Raw genomic sequence first — 17,883 nt, 5'->3', positions numbered from 1 at the left:
GCTTACTTTTTGTCAGAGCCTGTGGGGCGATTGCAAAAAATTTACAATTCTTTACATTATGTCTAGATTAGACCTCTTGCCTAAATAAAGATTTGACACTCCCCAGCCGCGTATGCGTGGGGATTCTTGGTTCACAGAAGATCCTTGCTCTGACAGGATTGCTCCAACCAAAGTAGAGGCATCTTCTCCCCCATTAGCCGTAGCTAACGCCCTCAAGAATCTCACTTTCAAAAGCTTTAGATCCCGTATGCCCTACGGTACTTAATCCCTTCTGTAGAATGTTTAATGCCGCGTTGACATCTCTATCTAAAATACAGCCACAAGAACAAACATGAGTTCTAGTTGATAGAGATTTTTGGACTTTTTGCCCACAGCTAGAGCAATTTAGAGAGGTGTTATGGGGAGAAACGGCAACCGTCACCTTTCCATATTTGTACCCAAAATACTCCAACCAACGCCTAAATAATGACCATCCTACATCTGATATCGACTTCGCTAGATGCCGATTTTTAACCAGGCTTTTAACATTTAAATCTTCATAGGCTATCAAATCGTTAGATTGAATTAAGCGGAGTGCCTTTCTCTTGGCAAACTCTTCTCGCTGCCTACTTACCCTTAAATGCTTCCGAGCATATCGACATCTCGCTTTGTGATAGTTTCGGGATTGTTTCTGTCCCTTGCGGAACTTTTTAGATTTCTTTCTATTAGCCCTATTTAATTGACGCTCTGCCTTCCGATAAAATTGTGGAATGGGTTCGATATTTCCTTGACTATCCGCATAGAAATATTTCAAGCCTACGTCCACCCCTACGGCTTTTTGAGAAGGGATTAACGGTTCAACCCTATCTCTAGGGTCTAAATGAATTGAAAACTGCACGTAATACCCATCGGCTCTCCTGATTATTCTTACTCGTTTTATTTGCTCTATTTGGTAATAATTTAAGTCTCTAGTCCCTATCAGTTTTAACTTCCCGATGTTTTTCTTATCGGTGAAAGTGATATGCTTTCTATTTTCTGATAGCTTCCATCCTGAGACTTTGTACTCTACCGAGCGAGTATTTTGCTTGAACTTTGGATAGCCTTTCTTTCCGGGTATTTTCTTTTTACAGTTATCAAAAAACTTGTTGATTGCTCTAAGCACTCTTTCTACCGCCGTTTGACAGGCATGGGAGTTTAAATCATCAACAAATTTGTATTCTTTCCTCAACCTCGTGTTGTATCGAAAGAGTTCAGTTTTGCCCACACCTCGATTATCCATCCAATAGCGAAGCACCTTATTTCGGACAAACTGAGATGTCCTGATGGCTTCATCAATTGATTGAATTTGTTGAGGTTTTGGTTTAACTTTGCACTCTATGACAAACACACTTTGATACTCGACTTCTGGATATCAATATTGTAGCATAGGTTTTGAAAAGCCGTCCCTTCGTTGTCACTCAGGACAAGCCTAAAAGGACGGGGCTTGTACCCAAAAATTTTCGGTCAAACTCAGGTGGTAACAACTAGCGGCGTTTGTGGGCACTATATAAATACAACTACCTCATGATTAATGATCAAATGAGATTATTACATAGCCCTGTTCTGCTGGTCTTTAGCATCGCTGCATTGACTATTCTGGTTTTAAGTGCTGTAACTTGGGAGTATCTCCTAGAATGGGCAGAAGGTGTAATTAGTTTTGCCCTTCTGTTTTTCTTAATTTCATCTGTGATGAAAACGAAACATCTGATCGTTTCTTCAGGTTGCGATCACTGTGCTGATATTGGTACCTTGTTGCTGTGAGTTGATCTTTCAAAAGCACAGTCGACTTTATTGATCTGCGACTACTTAGTTAGCCTCACGTTCTTTGATATCTCATACCGGGCAACTGAGCAATAACCCCGAATAATTCCAATTGTAATAAAGCGGCTGAAACCTCACCAGTACATAACCCCGTCTTTTGCACAATTAAATCAAAAGCAGTAGGTTCAACGCCCACCGCTTGCAAGACCTCAGTTAATTGAATACTTAAGTCTGGCATGGCTTTGATGGGCGTTTGCTCAAAAATAGATAACTGTTTTTGTTTTTCTGTATCCAAATTGGGCATAGCACCTAAACTTTCGAGTAACTCTTCCACTTCTACAATAACTTCTGCTCCTTGATGGAGTAATTTTAAACAGCCTTTTGCCTCTTCTACCTCTGGAGAATTGGGTAAAGTGTAAACATCTCGTCCAAATTCATTCCCATAACGAGCCGTAATTAAAGCACCAGATTTAAGCGGTGCTTCCATCACCAAGATGGCGCGACATAAACCCGCAATAATGCGGTTACGAGCCGGAAAATTGCTGCGGTCAACTTTTGTGCCCTGAGAATACTCACTCAATAGTAACCCCTGTTGTTGAATTTCTTGATGTAACTGGCGATGACTGGAAGGATAAGCGATATCTACCCCTGTACCTAATACAGCTAGGGTACGTCCACCGTTTTCAAGACAGGAACGATGGGCCTGTCCATCAATTCCGGCTGCCATTCCAGAAACAACAGTAAAGCCCTGTTGAGCTAAGGTAGAACTAATTTTATGAGTCCAGCGACGGCCATGTTCTGTTGGGTAACGAGTCCCCACAATAGCGATCATCGGAGTAATACCTTGATTTTCTTCGGCTTTAACTTGACCTCGATAATATAACACTGGAGGGGGACTGGGAATTTCCCATAACAGTTGAGGATATTCCGAATCAGCAGGAGTCCAAAAATAAGGATTTTTCTGCATGTGTTGTTGTAGGAATTGTTCAGGATTAAGTTTTGAGCGCGTTTCACTGATGGCTGCTAGAATTCGTTTTCCGAGTCCTTCCACTGCTCCTAATTCGGCTGTGGAGGCACTCCAGGCAATTTCTAAGCTTTGAAAATGCTGATAAATTCGTTTTAATAATACTGGCCCTATGCCTGAAATTTGGGACCAAGCTACCCAATAAGCACGTTCAATGGACAATTTTGACTCCTTTTTTTCCTGGCTTCCAAGTGATCCAAAATTTTTATTTAGTGTATTTTTAAACATCCCTTCTGTCATCGGTAAAATCGCCTCCTTATTTTTTATGAAACTGATAGCGATCAATGTTTTCTTTGTGATATTCTCAAAGTTAATATTTATTTTAGACGATTAAAGAGCAAATTTTCGGATGAAAAGGCAAAAACAGGGAATCAAAGGCTATAGTCTTTTAGAGTTAATGATTACAGTCCTCGTTATGGCTATTTTAGTGGCTATAGCTTGGCCTTTATTGCAGCAGTTGATGGGATTAATCCGACTGAATTTGGCGATTTGGACTTTAGCCCAACACTGGAAAATGACCCGTTTGGATGCAACCGGCAATGGAAATATTCCTATGACTTTGTGTATGAATGAGACAAATGAAGGTGTACAGTTTGCTCAGATTTTAGGAAATAATTGTGAGTCCATTACTTCATGGCTTTCTCTAACCAATGGAGTCAGTATTGATCAGGCTAATTCAACTTTACGAACACAATCATCTGTAGCCGGCAATGGCGGACAAATTTATCGGGTTAGTTGGGCTGATACTAACGCCGGACTCGGTGGTTCTTGGGGACAACTCGGTCGTTTAGTTTTGATTGCTGATGGAACCACTGCTAAAAAGTGTTTATTTCTGTTTGATACGGATGGGAGTTGGAATATTCGTCTGGATAAAAAGTGTAATAAAAGTTAACCATCTGGCTCATCCAAATGGAGGAAGTAAGTTTAATACTGTTTCGTTTTAAAATAATTAATATAAAGCAATTAAGCAAAGATTATGAAAAACTTTGTCCAAGAATGGCTGAAAAAATATATCGCGCAAGAAGTCCCGCCAGAGCTTGCTATTTGTGAGTTTGAATGTAATAAAATTTATTGTCATCGCTCTGATTGCTCAAATTGTGAACTATGGAAAAGTTACAATTGTTTTCTCAAAGCCCCTCTAAATTAGTGAAATACCGGTATAGGCCGTTCAGGGGCAGCCTAGATGATTTGATCTAGGCTTGTGAAATAAATTTAAATTATTTTGATTGACTCAGTTGGCGGCTTTGTAAATATTGTCTGTGATTTATCCATTTTCCCTGGAAAATAAATCCCCATTCTCGAACTTTAGGTCCCCTGAAAAATAAGCTCCAAGACCCATCAGAGCCATCAGGAATTTCTAGGCGATGCAAAGATTTAGGATTACTAATTCTGAAATGACCAGGGTTTCGCCAAAATCTGCCTTGTGGCGTGATTTCCCAATAGCCGCCTTTTAAAATTAAGGTAGCGTACCACCAAGGGTGATCATGTAGCTCATCGGGATCACTCAGACAAATTTTGTGTAACATGAGGTTGAAGGGAATGTTGCTAGAATCTTCTTTATCAGTAGTTTTATCGGGAAAAATTAGATAATAACGATACATATAGGCTAAGGTTCCCTCTCGGTCATAAATGATACGTTTACGCCCTAGTTTTTCTAGTAGTTTTAATAACATATTAAGATTGCTTAATAAAATTTATTTGATTTAAAGCATAAACCGGGAGAGACGTAAGGGCAACGTCTCTACATTGAGAAATATAATCAGAGCTTTAATTCCTCAACAAAAACTTAAGGAATTGGTAAATTAGCCTCCATCCCTTTTAAGGCATTATTAATCATTGCTCCTGAATAAACTAAACCGCGTTGAGCATCAATCGTGACAATTGTTCCCTCACGAATCAGTTCAGTTGCATTACTCAAGCCGACGATAACCGGAATCCCTAAGCGTAAGCCAATAATAGCCGCATGACTGGTGAGACTTGCTTCTTCAGTAATAATTCCTGATGCTTTACGCATTACCTCTACAAATTCCTTATTAGTCGAGGATGCGACCAAAATCTCCCCTGCCTCAAAATGGCTTAAATCTTGCGCTCTGTAAGCTACCCTGGCTCGACCACTCACTGAACCTTGTCCAATACCAATTCCTTTACCGAGGACGGCTTTAACCATTTCCACTTTGACTAAATCTGTGGAACCTGAAACCCCTTGAAGGGTTCCTGCTGTCATCACCACTAAATCCCCATCCGCAAGCAGATAATTTTCTTGAGCGACATTAATGGCGGCTTGAAATGTCTGACTGGTAGAGGGTAAATCTAGCACTAATAAAGGTTTAACCCCCCAAACTAACTGTAATTGCCTAGCCACATCCACATGGGGAGTAACCGCTAAAATCGGCGTTTTAGGACGGAATTTAGAAACATTACGGGCTGTCGCTCCGCTTTTAGTTAAAGTCATGATGGCGGCTGCTTCTAGTTGTTCAGCAATTTGGCTGACGGCACTCGAGATGGCATTAGGAATAGAATGTTTATTGCTCGGGTATGAACGAGCGGTAAAATGTTCTCTTTCTTGTTCGATGCGTTCAGCAATTTTAGCCATAGTGGCTACAGCTTCTATGGGGTATTTTCCTACTGCTGTCTCATTGGAGAGCATAACCGCATCTGTACCATCCAAGATCGCATTAGCCACATCAGAAACCTCAGCCCGAGTTGGACGGGGGTTACTGACCATACTGTCTAACATTTGAGTTGCTGTAATAATGGGAATGCCCAATTTATTAGCCGTGACGATCAGACGCTTTTGCAAAATCGGTACATCTTCAGCCGGCAATTCTACCCCTAAATCTCCTCGGGCCACCATTACCCCATTACATAACGATAAAATCGCCTCCATTTCTTTGATGGCTTCATGTTTTTCGATTTTGGCAATAACCGGCACCGATTTACCGGCATTAGCAATTAAATCTTTAATCTCTAAGATATCTTGAGGATTACGAACAAAGCTGAGAGCAACCCAATCTACTCCTTGATCTAGCCCAAATACAAGGTCTTTTTTGTCTTTTTCAGTTAAAGCTTTCACCGAGAGGTAAACACCCGGAAAGTTAACCCCTTTATTGCTGGAAAGGGGGCCTCCCACGATAACTCGACAATGTAGATTTTTTTGCTGGAGGTCGACTTTTTCTACCAGCATCTCCACTTTACCATCGTCTAAAAGAATTCGAGAGCCTTCAGGTACTTCCTCAGCTAGATATTCATAAGTAACACAACTAATATCTTGATTGCACTCTACTTCTAAACGACTGGTGAGTATAAACGAATCACCTGGGTTAAGCAGAATGGATTGACATTGAAATTTACCTAGACGAATTTTAGGCCCTTGCAAGTCTTGCAAGATCCCCACCGGCTGATTAAGTTCAAAAGCGGTTTGACGAATCAGACGGATATTTCGTTGATGATCATCATGGGTTCCGTGAGAAAAATTTAGCCGAAACGTCGTCGCACCAGCTTGAATCAGTTGACGGAGAGTTTCTTTATCTTGGCTAGCCGGTCCGATGGTAGCCACTATTTTAGTTCGACGAGGCAATGTGCGCGGTTGCATAAGCTCAACCAAACAAACGAGCAAATAATAATAATACTAAATTTATGGGTTTTGCGCTAGAGCCTACATCAGCTTTCTGTTAAGTATTATTAACTCACTATTGAGACAGATTCATCTACTTAGGTAGAGTGAAATGTCATAGAGTCATTTTTTTTATCAAGTTGTTGTAAATAATTTTTAATGTCTCTGTCTAGAAACCTTGTTAGAAATTTCTAAATAAGCAAAGGGAAGAACCAGCGGCCACAAACTTGTTCCAATGATTAAAACCAACCAAGACATAAGATCTGTTTTCTCGGTTGTGGTGTCGGCCATAAAAACTTTCAACCAAAAGCTAAAAACAAGTACAGCAATGACAATATAGTATACAACTGCAACTGATAGCATTTTTTTCTCACTTAGATTCTTTTAGACTCAAGAACCTCTCAAGCCGGTAACACCTTCACAATAGTCAATTTAACTGTTTAGAACATCGTGAATTGTACGGAAAATTTGAGCTTGTGTGTTTATAATCTCTTTAATTCTGCTTAATCTCTGATCCTTGTTAATTTACTACCGTTGAGTAGCTGTGGTTGATGATTCATTTCGGGTTAAGCTAGAGAGCAGATCATCACCCGTCGGAACTGTACGAATTGCACTTAACGCTTCTTTAATCATTACAGCCGTAGGAACTGCCACGATCACCCCTAATAATCCCCCGATTCTAGCTCCACTTAACAGAGCCAACAAAATCCAAAAGGGATTTAATCCGGTCACACTGCCTAAGATTCTGGGGGCAATGCCATTTTCTACCACTTGTTGAACCACCAGAGCGCAGGCTAATACCTGTAGGGCTAATTTAATATCCCGCAGTGCTATGAGTAAAGTCACTGTAACAATTCCCGCCGATCCGCCAAAGGGAATTAAAGCCATAACCCCAATAGTTAAGCCAAACAACAAGCCAAAGGGGACTTTTAGCACTAAGAAGCTAGACACTAAACCCACAGCCATACAGGTTGCGCTGATAATTTGTCCCAAAAAATAATTTTGAAAACTACTACGTAGCGTTTGGGAAAATGGCCCTTGAATGGGTTTAGGTAACCATTCTATTAAACTCTGCCATATATCCCGTGTATGCAAGAGTAAATAGAAGGTTAGAATGATGGTTAATAAAACATCTAATGATTTGACAACGGTAAACACTGTCAAACTAACCGCTAAATTTAGGGTTTTTCCGCCAAGAGTTTGTAACTCGGATGCCAGTCTGCTATTGATTTGAGCGATTAACCCATCTAGACTGATAGGCAAACCCCACAGATCCACTTGTTCATTGAGCCTCATCAGTTGATGTTGACCGGAGTCTAGCCATTCTGGTAAACGAGCCACTAATTGCTGAGCCTGATTGTAAGCCAGTGGGACTAAAGTAACAGCTACTGCCAGAAAAATGAGTAATGTCACCAAGAAAACGCCGATGGCGGCTTGAGGTCGGTTGATGCCTTTGTTTTCTAACCAATTGACCGGATAGCTCAGTAAAAAAGCTACCACAGAGGCTAAGAGAATAATGACAAATAATGACTGAAAATAACCAAAGATGGTGGAGAATGCCCAAGCATTCAAAACTGTCAAGGGTGCTGCTAGAGTAATTGCCAGCAGACGGGAAAGAGGATTTAAAGTTCCCCACCATCGTTGTAACCAGTTTACTTTTGGTTTAGATGAGCCAGCATTGACCATAAAACCCTCTATCTAAAAGTTGAGATTAATTTTTTTAAACTTCAACCCAAATACTGTCTTCTTCTACTCGAACGGGAAAGACTTGTAAAGGTTTGGGTTTAGCAACCATAGCCATTGCTTTTCCTACTACAGGAGGCCAAGGAGTCCAGTCTGTTGCTTCCCCACTACGAAGATCAAATGAACTTTTATGCCAAGGGCATATAATTGATCCCTCTTCAGTGATCTTACCGTTTTTCATTGAAAGTTTCAGATGAGGACAAGCTTTATCAACGGCGTATAGCTGTCCGTTATGATTGATTAATAAAATTTTTTGTTGACCAACTGTAACAATTTTTCTTTGTCCAGGGGCAAGAGCATCCACAGAAAGCACTTTTGTCCAACTCATAGAATTATTTCTTCAACTATTGCTATTTTTTATTATGAAGCTAATGCTCCTCTTTTTTATCTAGTTTTTCTTGAGTTGGTATTTCAAGGTCAGTGGCGTTAAAATTTCTCGGGTGAAAATTAGTAATAACTCTTAGTTAATTATACTTATTGCTACCTGCCTGTATTTTTAGCAATGACAATTCAGCCTTCGGGTGGGAAATAGTTGAGAGTGGAACAACTTCCACACCCAGACCAAGGCAGTCATCAAAACAATTGTTCTCTACCCGAAGTCAGTTAAAGACGAACCTGTTGCAAATGACTACGAGGATTATAACTGCGGCTATCGCGGATTTTTTCATAATATTCTCGTTCAGCCGCACTAACGGTTTTAGGAGTATCTATGACAATGCGAACTAATTGATCGCCTCGTCCTCCTTTAGGGTTGGGCCAACCTTTAGAGCGCAAGCGTAGCGTTTGACCGGAACGAATTCCAGGGGGGATTCTCATCGTTACCATTCCATCTGGGGTAGGAACTTCAATAGAAGCCCCTAAAACCGCTTCATCTGGCGTAATGGGAATTTCACAGATCAGGTTATCTCCTTCAAATTGGAAAAATGAATGAGGTTCTAATTCAACCACGAGATATAAATCCCCTCGCCCAGAAGAATAGCTATTAGTTTGCCCTTTCCCTCGAACCCGCAGACGATTGCCGGATTTTGTTCCCGCAGGAATACGAACATCCACCATTTCATTGCCGATTTTTAGGCGTTTTTGACTTCCTTGAAAGGCTTCAGCAAAGGTTAAGCGCAGATTGACTTCTCTATCCAAAGAAACTGGACTTTGATTGCCAAATCCACTGTTAAAATCCTTAAATCCTCCTACATTCCCATATCCTGAAGGGTTGGTGCTAGTGCGATAACTATAAGTTCGAGTTCTTTGTCCACCCGGCGAGGAAACACGTCCTAGTAATTCATTAATAAATTCTTCAAAAGACCCAAATTGACTGAAGTCAAAGTCAGCAAAGTCAACCCCTGCACCATTCGGCGACCACCCACCACCGGCACTGGCTTGTTTCCAATATTGACCAAATTGGTCATACTTGCTGCGTTTATCTGCATCTGAAAGCACTTCATAAGCTTCGCTGATTTCCTTGAAACGTTCTTCAGCTTGTTTGTTATCTGGGTTGCGATCAGGATGGTATTTGACAGCTAGTTTACGGAAGGCTTTTTTAATTTCATCCGCGCTGGCAGTTTTGTTGACCCCTAAAACCGCGTAATAATCTTTATAGTCAGTGGAAGCCATCTATATCTCTCTCCTCTTGGGTTGCTAAGTTTTACAATAGTGTTTTGACTGGGGGACCGAACGAGTTCCGAACTGTTAATATTTAGTGCGTCTTGTTTAGGATTATTTATAATTCTCCTTATTATAGGGTAACAAGTTGTCAAGCCGGTTAGGATCGGTTCTTACTCTCGGTTTACGGGGAAATTTCCGTACTCTGAGGAGTTTTATAGTTCGGGCTAAGGCGCAAAGCCGCCAAGAGAATGCCAAGGAGTTTTTTGATAAATTTAGGATTGATAAAATCTGGCTAAATAGGTAAATTTATTAACTCAATAATTCAGCCGCTCCTAACATTTGTAATCGGTACAAACTCGCATATAAACCTTTTTGTTCTAATAATTTTTCATGACTTCCTTGTTCGATTAATTCCCCTCGTTTAAGGACTAAAATTCGATCTACATCTCGAATTGTCGATAGTCGGTGAGCAATAATAATGGCGGTTCGTTCTTTTAATAATTCTTCTAAAGCTTGTTGAATTAATGCTTCTGTCCCTACATCTAAACTCGCCGTTGCTTCATCTAAAACTAAAACTCGCGGCTTACGAATCGCTACCCTAGCAAAAGCTAATAATTGTTTTTGTCCCCCAGATAAATTTGCCCCTCTTTCTCTTAAAACCGTGTCATAACTTTGGGGTAATTCTTCAATAAATTGGTTAATGTTAGTTAATTGAGCCGCTTCTTTTACCTGGTCAAGAGAATAGTCTTCTCCTAAAGTAATATTGCGTTTGATATCACCGGCAAAAAGAAAGCTTTCCTGAAGAATAACCCCTATATATCGGCGTAACTGGGCTTGTGGAATATCTCTAATATCAATTCCATCTAGTAAAATCCGTCCTTTTGTCGGTTCATAAAGGCGGCATAATAGACGGATAATTGAACTTTTGCCGGCACCGGTAGGACCAACTAAAGCGACTTTTTCGCCTGGACGAATGGTAAAATCTAAATTTTTCAGGACATATTCATGAGCTTTATAAGCAAACCAAACGTTTTCAAAGCGTATTTCTCCGCCTTGTTGGTTATTGCTGATTATTTGCCCTGGAGAAATGGCATTTTGATAAATTTCTGGGTCTCGAATTTCGATGGGTTCGCTGAGTAATTCGCTAATTCGTTCAATGGCAGTAAAACCCGCTTGGAACATGGTAAATTTGTCGGCAAATTGCCGTATCGGGTCAAATAAACGCCTACCATAAAGGATAAAAGCTGATAGGGTTCCCAAGGTAATCATGCCTTTAACAACAAAAATTCCTCCTAACCCGAGAACTCCTGCAATGGCTACTAATCCTACCCATTCTAAAGTAGCAGAAATCGCCGAATCATGAAAAATCGTTTTATCTACCTCCATGCGATAACGTTTATTGATGGTGCGGAACATATCGCTATTAAAACGTTCTCGGCGAAACAATTGCACCACATTGATCCCCATGACATTTTCTTGCAACATGGAGTTGAGTTGGGATAATTCTTCTCGTACCTGATAATTAGCCTTGCGATACTGCTGCTGAAAATAAATGATTAATCCGGTAACCGGAATAAGCATTAAAAATAACATCAAGGATAACTGCCATTGCAGGCTAAAAATGGTGATTAAAATGACGACAAAATACACAAAATCACTCAGGACTCCGATGGCCCCACTGGCGAATACATCCCCCAAGGCTTCTACATCGCTGGCGATGCGAGTAACTAAGCGTCCTACAGGGGTGCGATCAAAGAAACTCGCTGACAAAGAGGTGATGTGAGTAAATAGGTCTTGTCGAACTTGTGCGGTTATATCCTGTCCGACTTGTTGAATAATGTATCCTTGAGTAGCACTAAAGATTACTCTGATAATAATTGTCACTAGCAAAAGAACTGCTAAAAAATTTAGCCCTTGTGCTAAGGTCATCTTTTCTAGATACGGCCAAGCGGCTTCAGATCGTAGCAGTGAAATGGCCTGACCGATGATGAGAGGTTGGATCGCCCCGGCCACTGATACAGGGAGTAATAACAAAATTGACCACAGTAATAATTTTCGACTACGACGGGTATAAGGCAGTAGTTTTAAGATCAGCCGCCAGTCGTTTTCTCGAGGTCTAGGAGGTCTAGGTCTGTCTTGTCTGTCTGGTGGGGGAGGGGGAAAGAACGCCATTAATTTACTGTCAGGAAATTTTGTCTTTTTATTATGACACCTTCTTTTTAGCCAGCAAAACCTACCTTTAGTTAAAAGTTTGACCTAGTGACCAGTAATTATGCTTAGTTAACCGCCTGCTCGCTGTTAACTTCTAATAAACCCGCAGGGGGGTTAATTTCGATGCGTCTGCTTTGGAGATCTACTACAGGAACAATTTCTTTGACAAAGGGTATTAAGACGGTTAAGGGTTTTTTGACTTTGGGTTTTAGCTTGCGATGCTTGCTTTTTCTCACCTTGGATAAATCCAGTTCGGGTGTTGGTTTGATTTCGGGTTGTTGATGGAGTGTGACTTCTAGTAAATCATTGCCGGCCCATAATAGTTCAGTGACTATCCCGACATTCTCTCCGGTCTGTTGGTTATAGACTTCTAGATTAATGAGGTCCGCTACGTGATATTCATCCTCGGAAAGTGACGGGCGATCGCTGAGTGGGACTAAAAGTTTATATCCCCGTAAGGCTTCAGCTTCCTCTCTGTCTTCAATGCCTGCTAATTGTACCACGTAGATATTTTTACCGGGAATATATCTGCCCGAGAGCAATTCTACTTCTTGAACTTGTACACTATTAGGAGGAACTAACCAGCGTTTTCCAGGTTCTTCAAATCTTTCTGGGAAATCCGACTCAGAAGAAACTCTGACTTCTCCTTTTAATCCTTGGGGCGCGACAATTGTTCCTATTTCTAACCAATCATCCATTGTCAGTCTTAGCTCATAAGTATTGTATTCTTCCTAATCTATAGTTTAGCTTTATTAAGTTTATGTTGATTTGGCAAGCTGATTTTTATAAGCGGCAGCAAATGAATCAAGCAGGAGAAATTCTGTGGGAACTGTTGATCACCGACTCTTTGGGAAAAATTATTTATGAGCGTCAATGTCCTCAATCAATGGCTAATAGCGATTGGTTATTGGTACAGTTACAGCAAGCAACTGAGCAATTTTCTCCGGATGTAATTCAAGTATTTCGCCCTCAATCTCTGGCTTTGTTGACCTCCTGTGCCGAAAAATTGGGGTTAACGGTGGTGGCTACTCGGCGCACATGGGCTTTAAAAAAGGTTTTACAACAACGGGCAGCCGCCACAAAAGATCCTCAAGATATTTTAGATAAGCCGCCTCCACAACCTTTGCCGGCAAACCTATGGGGGGAAGAATGGCGCTTTGCTCATGTAGCGGCTGGCGATTTAATTGAATTTTTTAAGGACCGTCCTATTCCTCTTTTAAATATTCCTGAAGAGTTACTTCCTATTAATTTAGGGTTGGCTTCTACTCTTCCTATTCCGGGTATGGTTATTTATGGGGGAAGAACTTCTATGTATTTAGCCCGTTGGTTAAACCAAGAAAATCCTGTAGCTATTAATTATATTTCTACTGAGGTTGGTAAATCTGGAGGTTTAGTTTTAGAGTCTGGTTTGGTCAACCGTTGGATTCTCGCTACTTTTGAAGATCCTGAAGTGGTTGTGGCAGCCGAAAAATATGAACAGCGAAAACAATTGTGTCGTGGATTACATTTTTTAACAATTCAACCTGATTCTTCAGGAATGACTTATTCGGGTTTTTGGCTATTACAAGAAGAATATAGCCATCATTTAAAAGTTTAAATATTGTTTTTTTTGATTGACATATTTTTTTTTAATGATATAATATAATGCTTTTCTAGAAACCATTTTGAGCAAGGCATATAATTATAAATAAAATATTAAGATTTTAAAGTTTGCTGCTATAATCTGTCTTAGTGTTTACCGAAATTTTACCTAAATAGGTTATGGTAAGTGAGTCCACTTATCTGAAATGAGGTTAATTATGTGTAACATTACACAATGAGCGAATTAATAAATTTTAGTTTCTAAGCATGAACCCTGTGGTGGCTTAGAGCCATAAAGATTAATTAAAAAACTACTTAAACGAAATCCTTATGATTTTAAAATGGTTTTGTCCTAATTGTTCTTCCCTAAACGGTTTTTATTATGGACACCAAGATGAAATAACATCTTGCTTAAAATGTAAAAAATGTCATGTAAAGATTTCTATGGAAGAGTTTGAAACAATTTCCCTCGCTAGGCAGCTTGAAGCTGTGGTCAGCCAACGAGCCTCATAATTTAAACCGCAATTAAGCTATAGTTAAATTTCTGCAATTTTTTTGGCTAAATCCGGCTTGATTGCTTCTTAATAGACTACAACTACTATTTATAGTGTCCACTATAGCTTGGCAATAAAACTGGATTTGAAATTATTTTTAACATTAGTCCTTAATCATAAAGTTTGTAGAGCGTGAAGTTGAGCAAATAAACTCTGATTAGCGATTAGTTGAGTATAGATACCTATCTCAACTATTTGCCCTTTTTCCATCACGACAATAAAATTAGCTTGGCGAATTTAAGTATTTTAAAAGTTGTTATCCCTGATACTTTAAAGTCGTCAAGTTACTCATGAGGCCTCACTTTTTGTTTTGATTAAGTACCTGGACATAAATAAAGCCTAGCTCCGCGCCATTGGGTGTACATTATGTTAAGAAATGTAAAAGCTTTAAAAGCCTTTCCTGTTCCCTGTTCCGGTGATCACACAGTTAACTTTAATGGGTGTCCGACTACTTATAGCAAAAGGCAGGAGGCTATAGGCAAAAGATTATAGGCAAAAAGTTATTCCTCTTGTTCTAAAAGTTCTTTGGCTAATAAAAGCTGCTGTTTGTGTTCTTCGGTAACTGTAGGATATTTCAAATCCAAATTTTCTAAGGTTTTATAGATAATATAAGCCACCGCCAAGCGTGTAAACCATTTTCGATCAGCCGGAATAATATACCAGGGTGCCCATTCTGTACTGGTATGATTAAAAACCTCTTCATAAGCTTTCATATAATCATCCCAAAAAGCTCTCTCTTTAGCATCATTTACCGAAAATTTCCAATTTTTTTCTGGCTTATTAATACGATCTAAAAACCTTTTTTTTTGTTCTTCTTTTGAAACATTCAAAAAAAACTTTAGAATAATAATACCATTATTGACTAAATATTTTTCAAAATTATTAATTTCTTCAAATCGATGTTGCCAAATTTTTTTCCCTTTGGCTTCTGGAGGGAGTTGTTGCTTATTTAAAATTTCTGGATGTACCCTGACCACTAATACTTCTTCATAGTAGGAACGATTAAAAATTCCAATTCTTCCCCTTTCGGGAAGGGCTTTCATCGAGCGCCACAAATAATCATGATCTAACTCTTCTGCTGAAGGACCTTTAAAGCTAAATACCTGACATCCTTGAGGGTTTACCCCTGACATGACGTGCTTAATAGTTCCATCTTTACCTGCCGCATCCATCGCTTGAAAAATTACCAGTAAAGCATAATTATTTTGAGCATAAAGCATATCTTGGTATTTGGCTAACTGTTCAATACCAATGGTCAACAATTCAGAAGCCAGAGTTTTATTAAGCTCTCCGCTATACTCTAAATTGCTTTCTTTGATCCTCTCAATGGTTGTTGCATCGAAAAAGTTGTTTTTGTCTTTGGGGTTATAATCTTTTAAACTGATTTTTTGACCAGGGGGAACAATAAACTGTTTAAACATAATTTTTAAATCCGGAGTTAGCGGTCTATTGTCCATTGAAGCGCAGTCTAATGGTTCAGTTTCATAATTTTATAAAATTCTTTACAGTCTGATGAAAAGCTTGACTAATGATTTTAGGGAACAGGGAACAGGGAACACCGGATCTGGGAACAGGGGCACTTGCAAAAGACAAAAAGTCTAATGACTAATGACTATTGACTATTGACCAATGACCAATGACTAATGACTAATATCCATAAGGATCTGCCGGAGTGGGAATGGGTTTAACTGAATTAGCTTTAATCACCAATTGACGTTTGCCGCTATCTGTAGCTTGTAAAGTTTGACTATTAACCGTTAAAATTTCTGTCATCATCTCTCCTTGAACTTCTAACCAAGTATCCGGGGGATATTGAGAGCGGCTTGACTGAAGTTTAACGGGTAACCCGACAGGATAAGCATCCACAGCACAACAAGTCAAAATAAAACGAGTTAAAAGCAGATAATTATCACCTAATTGGGGTAAATGAACTACAAATCCTTTAACATTGACTTTTTGACCAGTATAGTCATCAGGTTCAGGATAAGCATTGAGGGTCCTTACCCAGTCAATTAAAGTCCGTTCTTCAGGTTTAATGGTCGCTTGGAAAGCTTCGGGTTGTTCTCGGGTTAGGGGTAAAGTTTCACTGACTCCCCTTTGTAGTGCTACTTGAGAATTTAAGACCCCTGGACTAATTAAAAAACCTGCTAATGCAGCCATGACTAGCAACCCACTGGCCCAACCAGGAGGGAAAATAGTGATATGTTGCACGGTTTCGCGGCCATTATGGGAACGTTTGCTCAATGATTTGAACCACTGCCATCCTTTTAACCCTCCTAACACTAACAGAATGATGCTTGTACCAAACACCAGCCCAAAATAGTTCGGATGAATGAGTAATTTTAACTGCCCTGTGAGCCAATATTTGAATAATAATACTCCCCATCCTAATAAGGCTAGGATATCTAATACAGGTACAAGAAATTTGAAATTTAGGGATTTGAGTTTAGCTTGGGAAATCATTAGTCCGATGCCAGAAATTAAAAGAAGTAACTATGACACAAAGTCAAAATCAAGGTTAATTGTGCCGCTAAAGCAAATAGATAAATCAGCATTCTAGGCTTAAAAATGGATAACATCAACCCCATAGACTTGATATCAATCATTGGGCCGAATACCAAAAAAGCTAACAATGAGCTAGAGGTAAAGGTAGCGGCAAAAGAAAGAGCAAAAAAAGAATCTACGGTCGAGCAAATAGAAATAATGCCCGCTAATAACATCATCGCTAGAATTGAGGTCAAAGAATCTTGACCTAAACTGAGAATAATTTCTCGGGGGACAAAAATTTGAATTCCGGCGGCTATCACACTGCCTAAAACCAGCATTCCTCCCAACTCTCGCAACTCCTGCACCACATTATCTAGAAAAACTTGATATTTTGAGTTAGAAGCAGAAAAATTTGTCTTGGCTGCCAGATCATCCATCCGTAGCGGTTGCCCTCCAGAGCCGATTAAATAGGTTCCTGATTGCAATAGACTGGGTACAGTGGGCGATGGTGCCACTACCGTAGCGAGTTGTTGAGGACTTGGGGAACTCAAACAGCGAACTCGTTTAGCTAACACCGGTTGTAGCAGAGGACGGGGATCTTTTTGTACACTAAACACACAAGCGATACAAATGGCAATAGCTAAAGAAAATACCACGCGCCCGATCACGATTTCTGGTTGGTCTCGAAAAGCTACCCAAGTAGACCAGACTACCACAGGATTAATAGTCGGGGCTGCCAATAAAAAAGCAATCGCTACTGAAGTCGGCATTCCTTCCAATAATAAACGCCTAGCCACAGGAACATTCCCGCATTCACACACAGGGAATAAAAAGCCGATACAACTCCCGACAATGGCCCCTAAAATAGGATTTCGCGGCATGACCTTGATTAACTTATCCACATCAATGAAGATTAACAACGCACTGGATAGCATCACGCCTAATAAAAGAAAGGGGATAGCCTCGACTAACAGACTCAGAAAGAGTGTGAAGGCACTGTATAGCTGATTAATCATAATGGCCTTCTCAGATGGTTTGCTTTAATTAGACGAGCATATAAGGACAAAAGGTTCAATATTCATAGCCTCCATCGCTCAGTTTTTTGAGTTGCTGGTCAAATTTAGCCGTTTGCTTAATATTTTTTAATATACCTCAGATCTGGCGGACTTCAATCAGTTTGTGCTTTAGTTACTCCTGCTTCAACAGATTTGACTAATCCATATTATTATTTACACTATTTTGATATAATTTAGTTATAAAGATTCCCTTGAGCCGTATTACATCCGAGT

The 17,883-nt window shown here is 39.8% G+C and carries 14 protein-coding genes and 1 pseudogene; 3 read left to right on the top strand and 12 right to left on the bottom strand.

What is annotated here, in order from left to right; genetic code table 11:
- Window positions 1–51: 51 nt before the first annotated feature.
- Window positions 52–1,366 (bottom strand): annotated as a pseudogene (locus CYAN7822_RS07470) (RNA-guided endonuclease InsQ/TnpB family protein).
- Between the two features lie 191 nt (window positions 1,367–1,557).
- Here CYAN7822_RS07470 and CYAN7822_RS07465 point away from each other — a divergent pair.
- Window positions 1,558–1,779 (top strand): hypothetical protein, encoded by a 222-nt coding sequence (locus tag CYAN7822_RS07465; protein WP_041933168.1) that lies wholly within the window; start codon window positions 1,558–1,560, stop codon window positions 1,777–1,779.
- 55 nt (window positions 1,780–1,834) lie between these two features.
- On the opposite strand, the gene dprA is transcribed toward CYAN7822_RS07465, so the two are convergent.
- Entirely contained in the window at window positions 1,835–2,965 is a 1,131-nt protein-coding gene (gene dprA, locus CYAN7822_RS07460; protein ID WP_041933575.1) for a DNA-processing protein DprA, read from the bottom strand.
- A 187-nt stretch (window positions 2,966–3,152) separates the two neighbouring features.
- On the opposite strand from dprA, the gene CYAN7822_RS07455 reads away from it, so the two are divergent.
- Window positions 3,153–3,695, top strand: a complete 543-nt coding sequence (locus CYAN7822_RS07455) for a pilus assembly FimT family protein (RefSeq protein WP_013321627.1) — start codon at window positions 3,153–3,155, stop codon at window positions 3,693–3,695.
- A gap of 325 nt (window positions 3,696–4,020) precedes the next feature.
- Here CYAN7822_RS07455 and CYAN7822_RS07450 read toward each other — a convergent pair whose 3' ends face one another.
- The 7 genes from CYAN7822_RS07450 to rimM all read right to left on the bottom strand — a co-directional run bounded on the left by CYAN7822_RS07450 (window position 4,021) and on the right by rimM (window position 12,670).
- A complete protein-coding gene (locus CYAN7822_RS07450) occupies window positions 4,021–4,476 on the bottom strand; it encodes a hypothetical protein (RefSeq protein WP_013321625.1) in 456 nt (151 codons plus the stop codon).
- A gap of 113 nt (window positions 4,477–4,589) precedes the next feature.
- Window positions 4,590–6,395: a pyruvate kinase gene (gene pyk, locus CYAN7822_RS07445; protein ID WP_013321624.1), complete on the bottom strand. Its 1,806-nt coding sequence runs from the start codon at window positions 6,393–6,395 to the stop codon at window positions 4,590–4,592.
- 549 nt (window positions 6,396–6,944) lie between these two features.
- Complete coding sequence (locus CYAN7822_RS07435; RefSeq protein ID WP_013321622.1) at window positions 6,945–8,102, bottom strand: AI-2E family transporter; 1,158 nt, start codon at window positions 8,100–8,102, stop codon at window positions 6,945–6,947.
- 34 nt (window positions 8,103–8,136) lie between these two features.
- On the bottom strand, window positions 8,137–8,487 hold the full coding sequence (locus CYAN7822_RS07430; protein ID WP_013321621.1) for a Rieske (2Fe-2S) protein: 351 nt from the start codon (window positions 8,485–8,487) through the stop codon (window positions 8,137–8,139).
- Window positions 8,488–8,762: 275 nt separating this feature from the next.
- A complete protein-coding gene (locus CYAN7822_RS07425; protein ID WP_013321620.1) occupies window positions 8,763–9,770 on the bottom strand; it encodes a DnaJ C-terminal domain-containing protein in 1,008 nt (335 codons plus the stop codon).
- A gap of 300 nt (window positions 9,771–10,070) precedes the next feature.
- Window positions 10,071–11,933 (bottom strand): ABC transporter ATP-binding protein, encoded by a 1,863-nt coding sequence (locus CYAN7822_RS07420; RefSeq protein ID WP_013321619.1) that lies wholly within the window; start codon window positions 11,931–11,933, stop codon window positions 10,071–10,073.
- A 104-nt stretch (window positions 11,934–12,037) separates the two neighbouring features.
- Window positions 12,038–12,670, bottom strand: a complete 633-nt coding sequence (gene rimM, locus CYAN7822_RS07415) for a ribosome maturation factor RimM (protein ID WP_013321618.1) — start codon at window positions 12,668–12,670, stop codon at window positions 12,038–12,040.
- Between the two features lie 62 nt (window positions 12,671–12,732).
- On the opposite strand from rimM, the gene CYAN7822_RS07410 reads away from it, so the two are divergent.
- Window positions 12,733–13,569: a Tab2/Atab2 family RNA-binding protein gene (locus tag CYAN7822_RS07410; protein ID WP_013321617.1), complete on the top strand. Its 837-nt coding sequence runs from the start codon at window positions 12,733–12,735 to the stop codon at window positions 13,567–13,569.
- 1,038 nt (window positions 13,570–14,607) lie between these two features.
- Here the strand turns inward: CYAN7822_RS07410 and CYAN7822_RS07400 are convergent.
- The 3 genes from CYAN7822_RS07400 to CYAN7822_RS07390 form a co-directional block, all read right to left on the bottom strand.
- Window positions 14,608–15,564 (bottom strand): polyphosphate kinase 2 family protein, encoded by a 957-nt coding sequence (locus tag CYAN7822_RS07400; RefSeq protein ID WP_013321615.1) that lies wholly within the window; start codon window positions 15,562–15,564, stop codon window positions 14,608–14,610.
- 190 nt (window positions 15,565–15,754) lie between these two features.
- A complete protein-coding gene (locus CYAN7822_RS07395; RefSeq protein WP_013321614.1) occupies window positions 15,755–16,570 on the bottom strand; it encodes a TIGR03943 family putative permease subunit in 816 nt (271 codons plus the stop codon).
- 17 nt (window positions 16,571–16,587) lie between these two features.
- Window positions 16,588–17,607, bottom strand: a complete 1,020-nt coding sequence (locus tag CYAN7822_RS07390; protein WP_041933573.1) for a permease — start codon at window positions 17,605–17,607, stop codon at window positions 16,588–16,590.
- Between the last annotated feature and the right edge of the window lie 276 nt (window positions 17,608–17,883).

This window comes from Gloeothece verrucosa PCC 7822, assembly GCF_000147335.1.
GTDB lineage: Bacteria > Cyanobacteriota > Cyanobacteriia > Cyanobacteriales > Microcystaceae > Gloeothece > Gloeothece verrucosa.
This window is presented reverse-complemented; position numbering and strand designations above follow the sequence as displayed.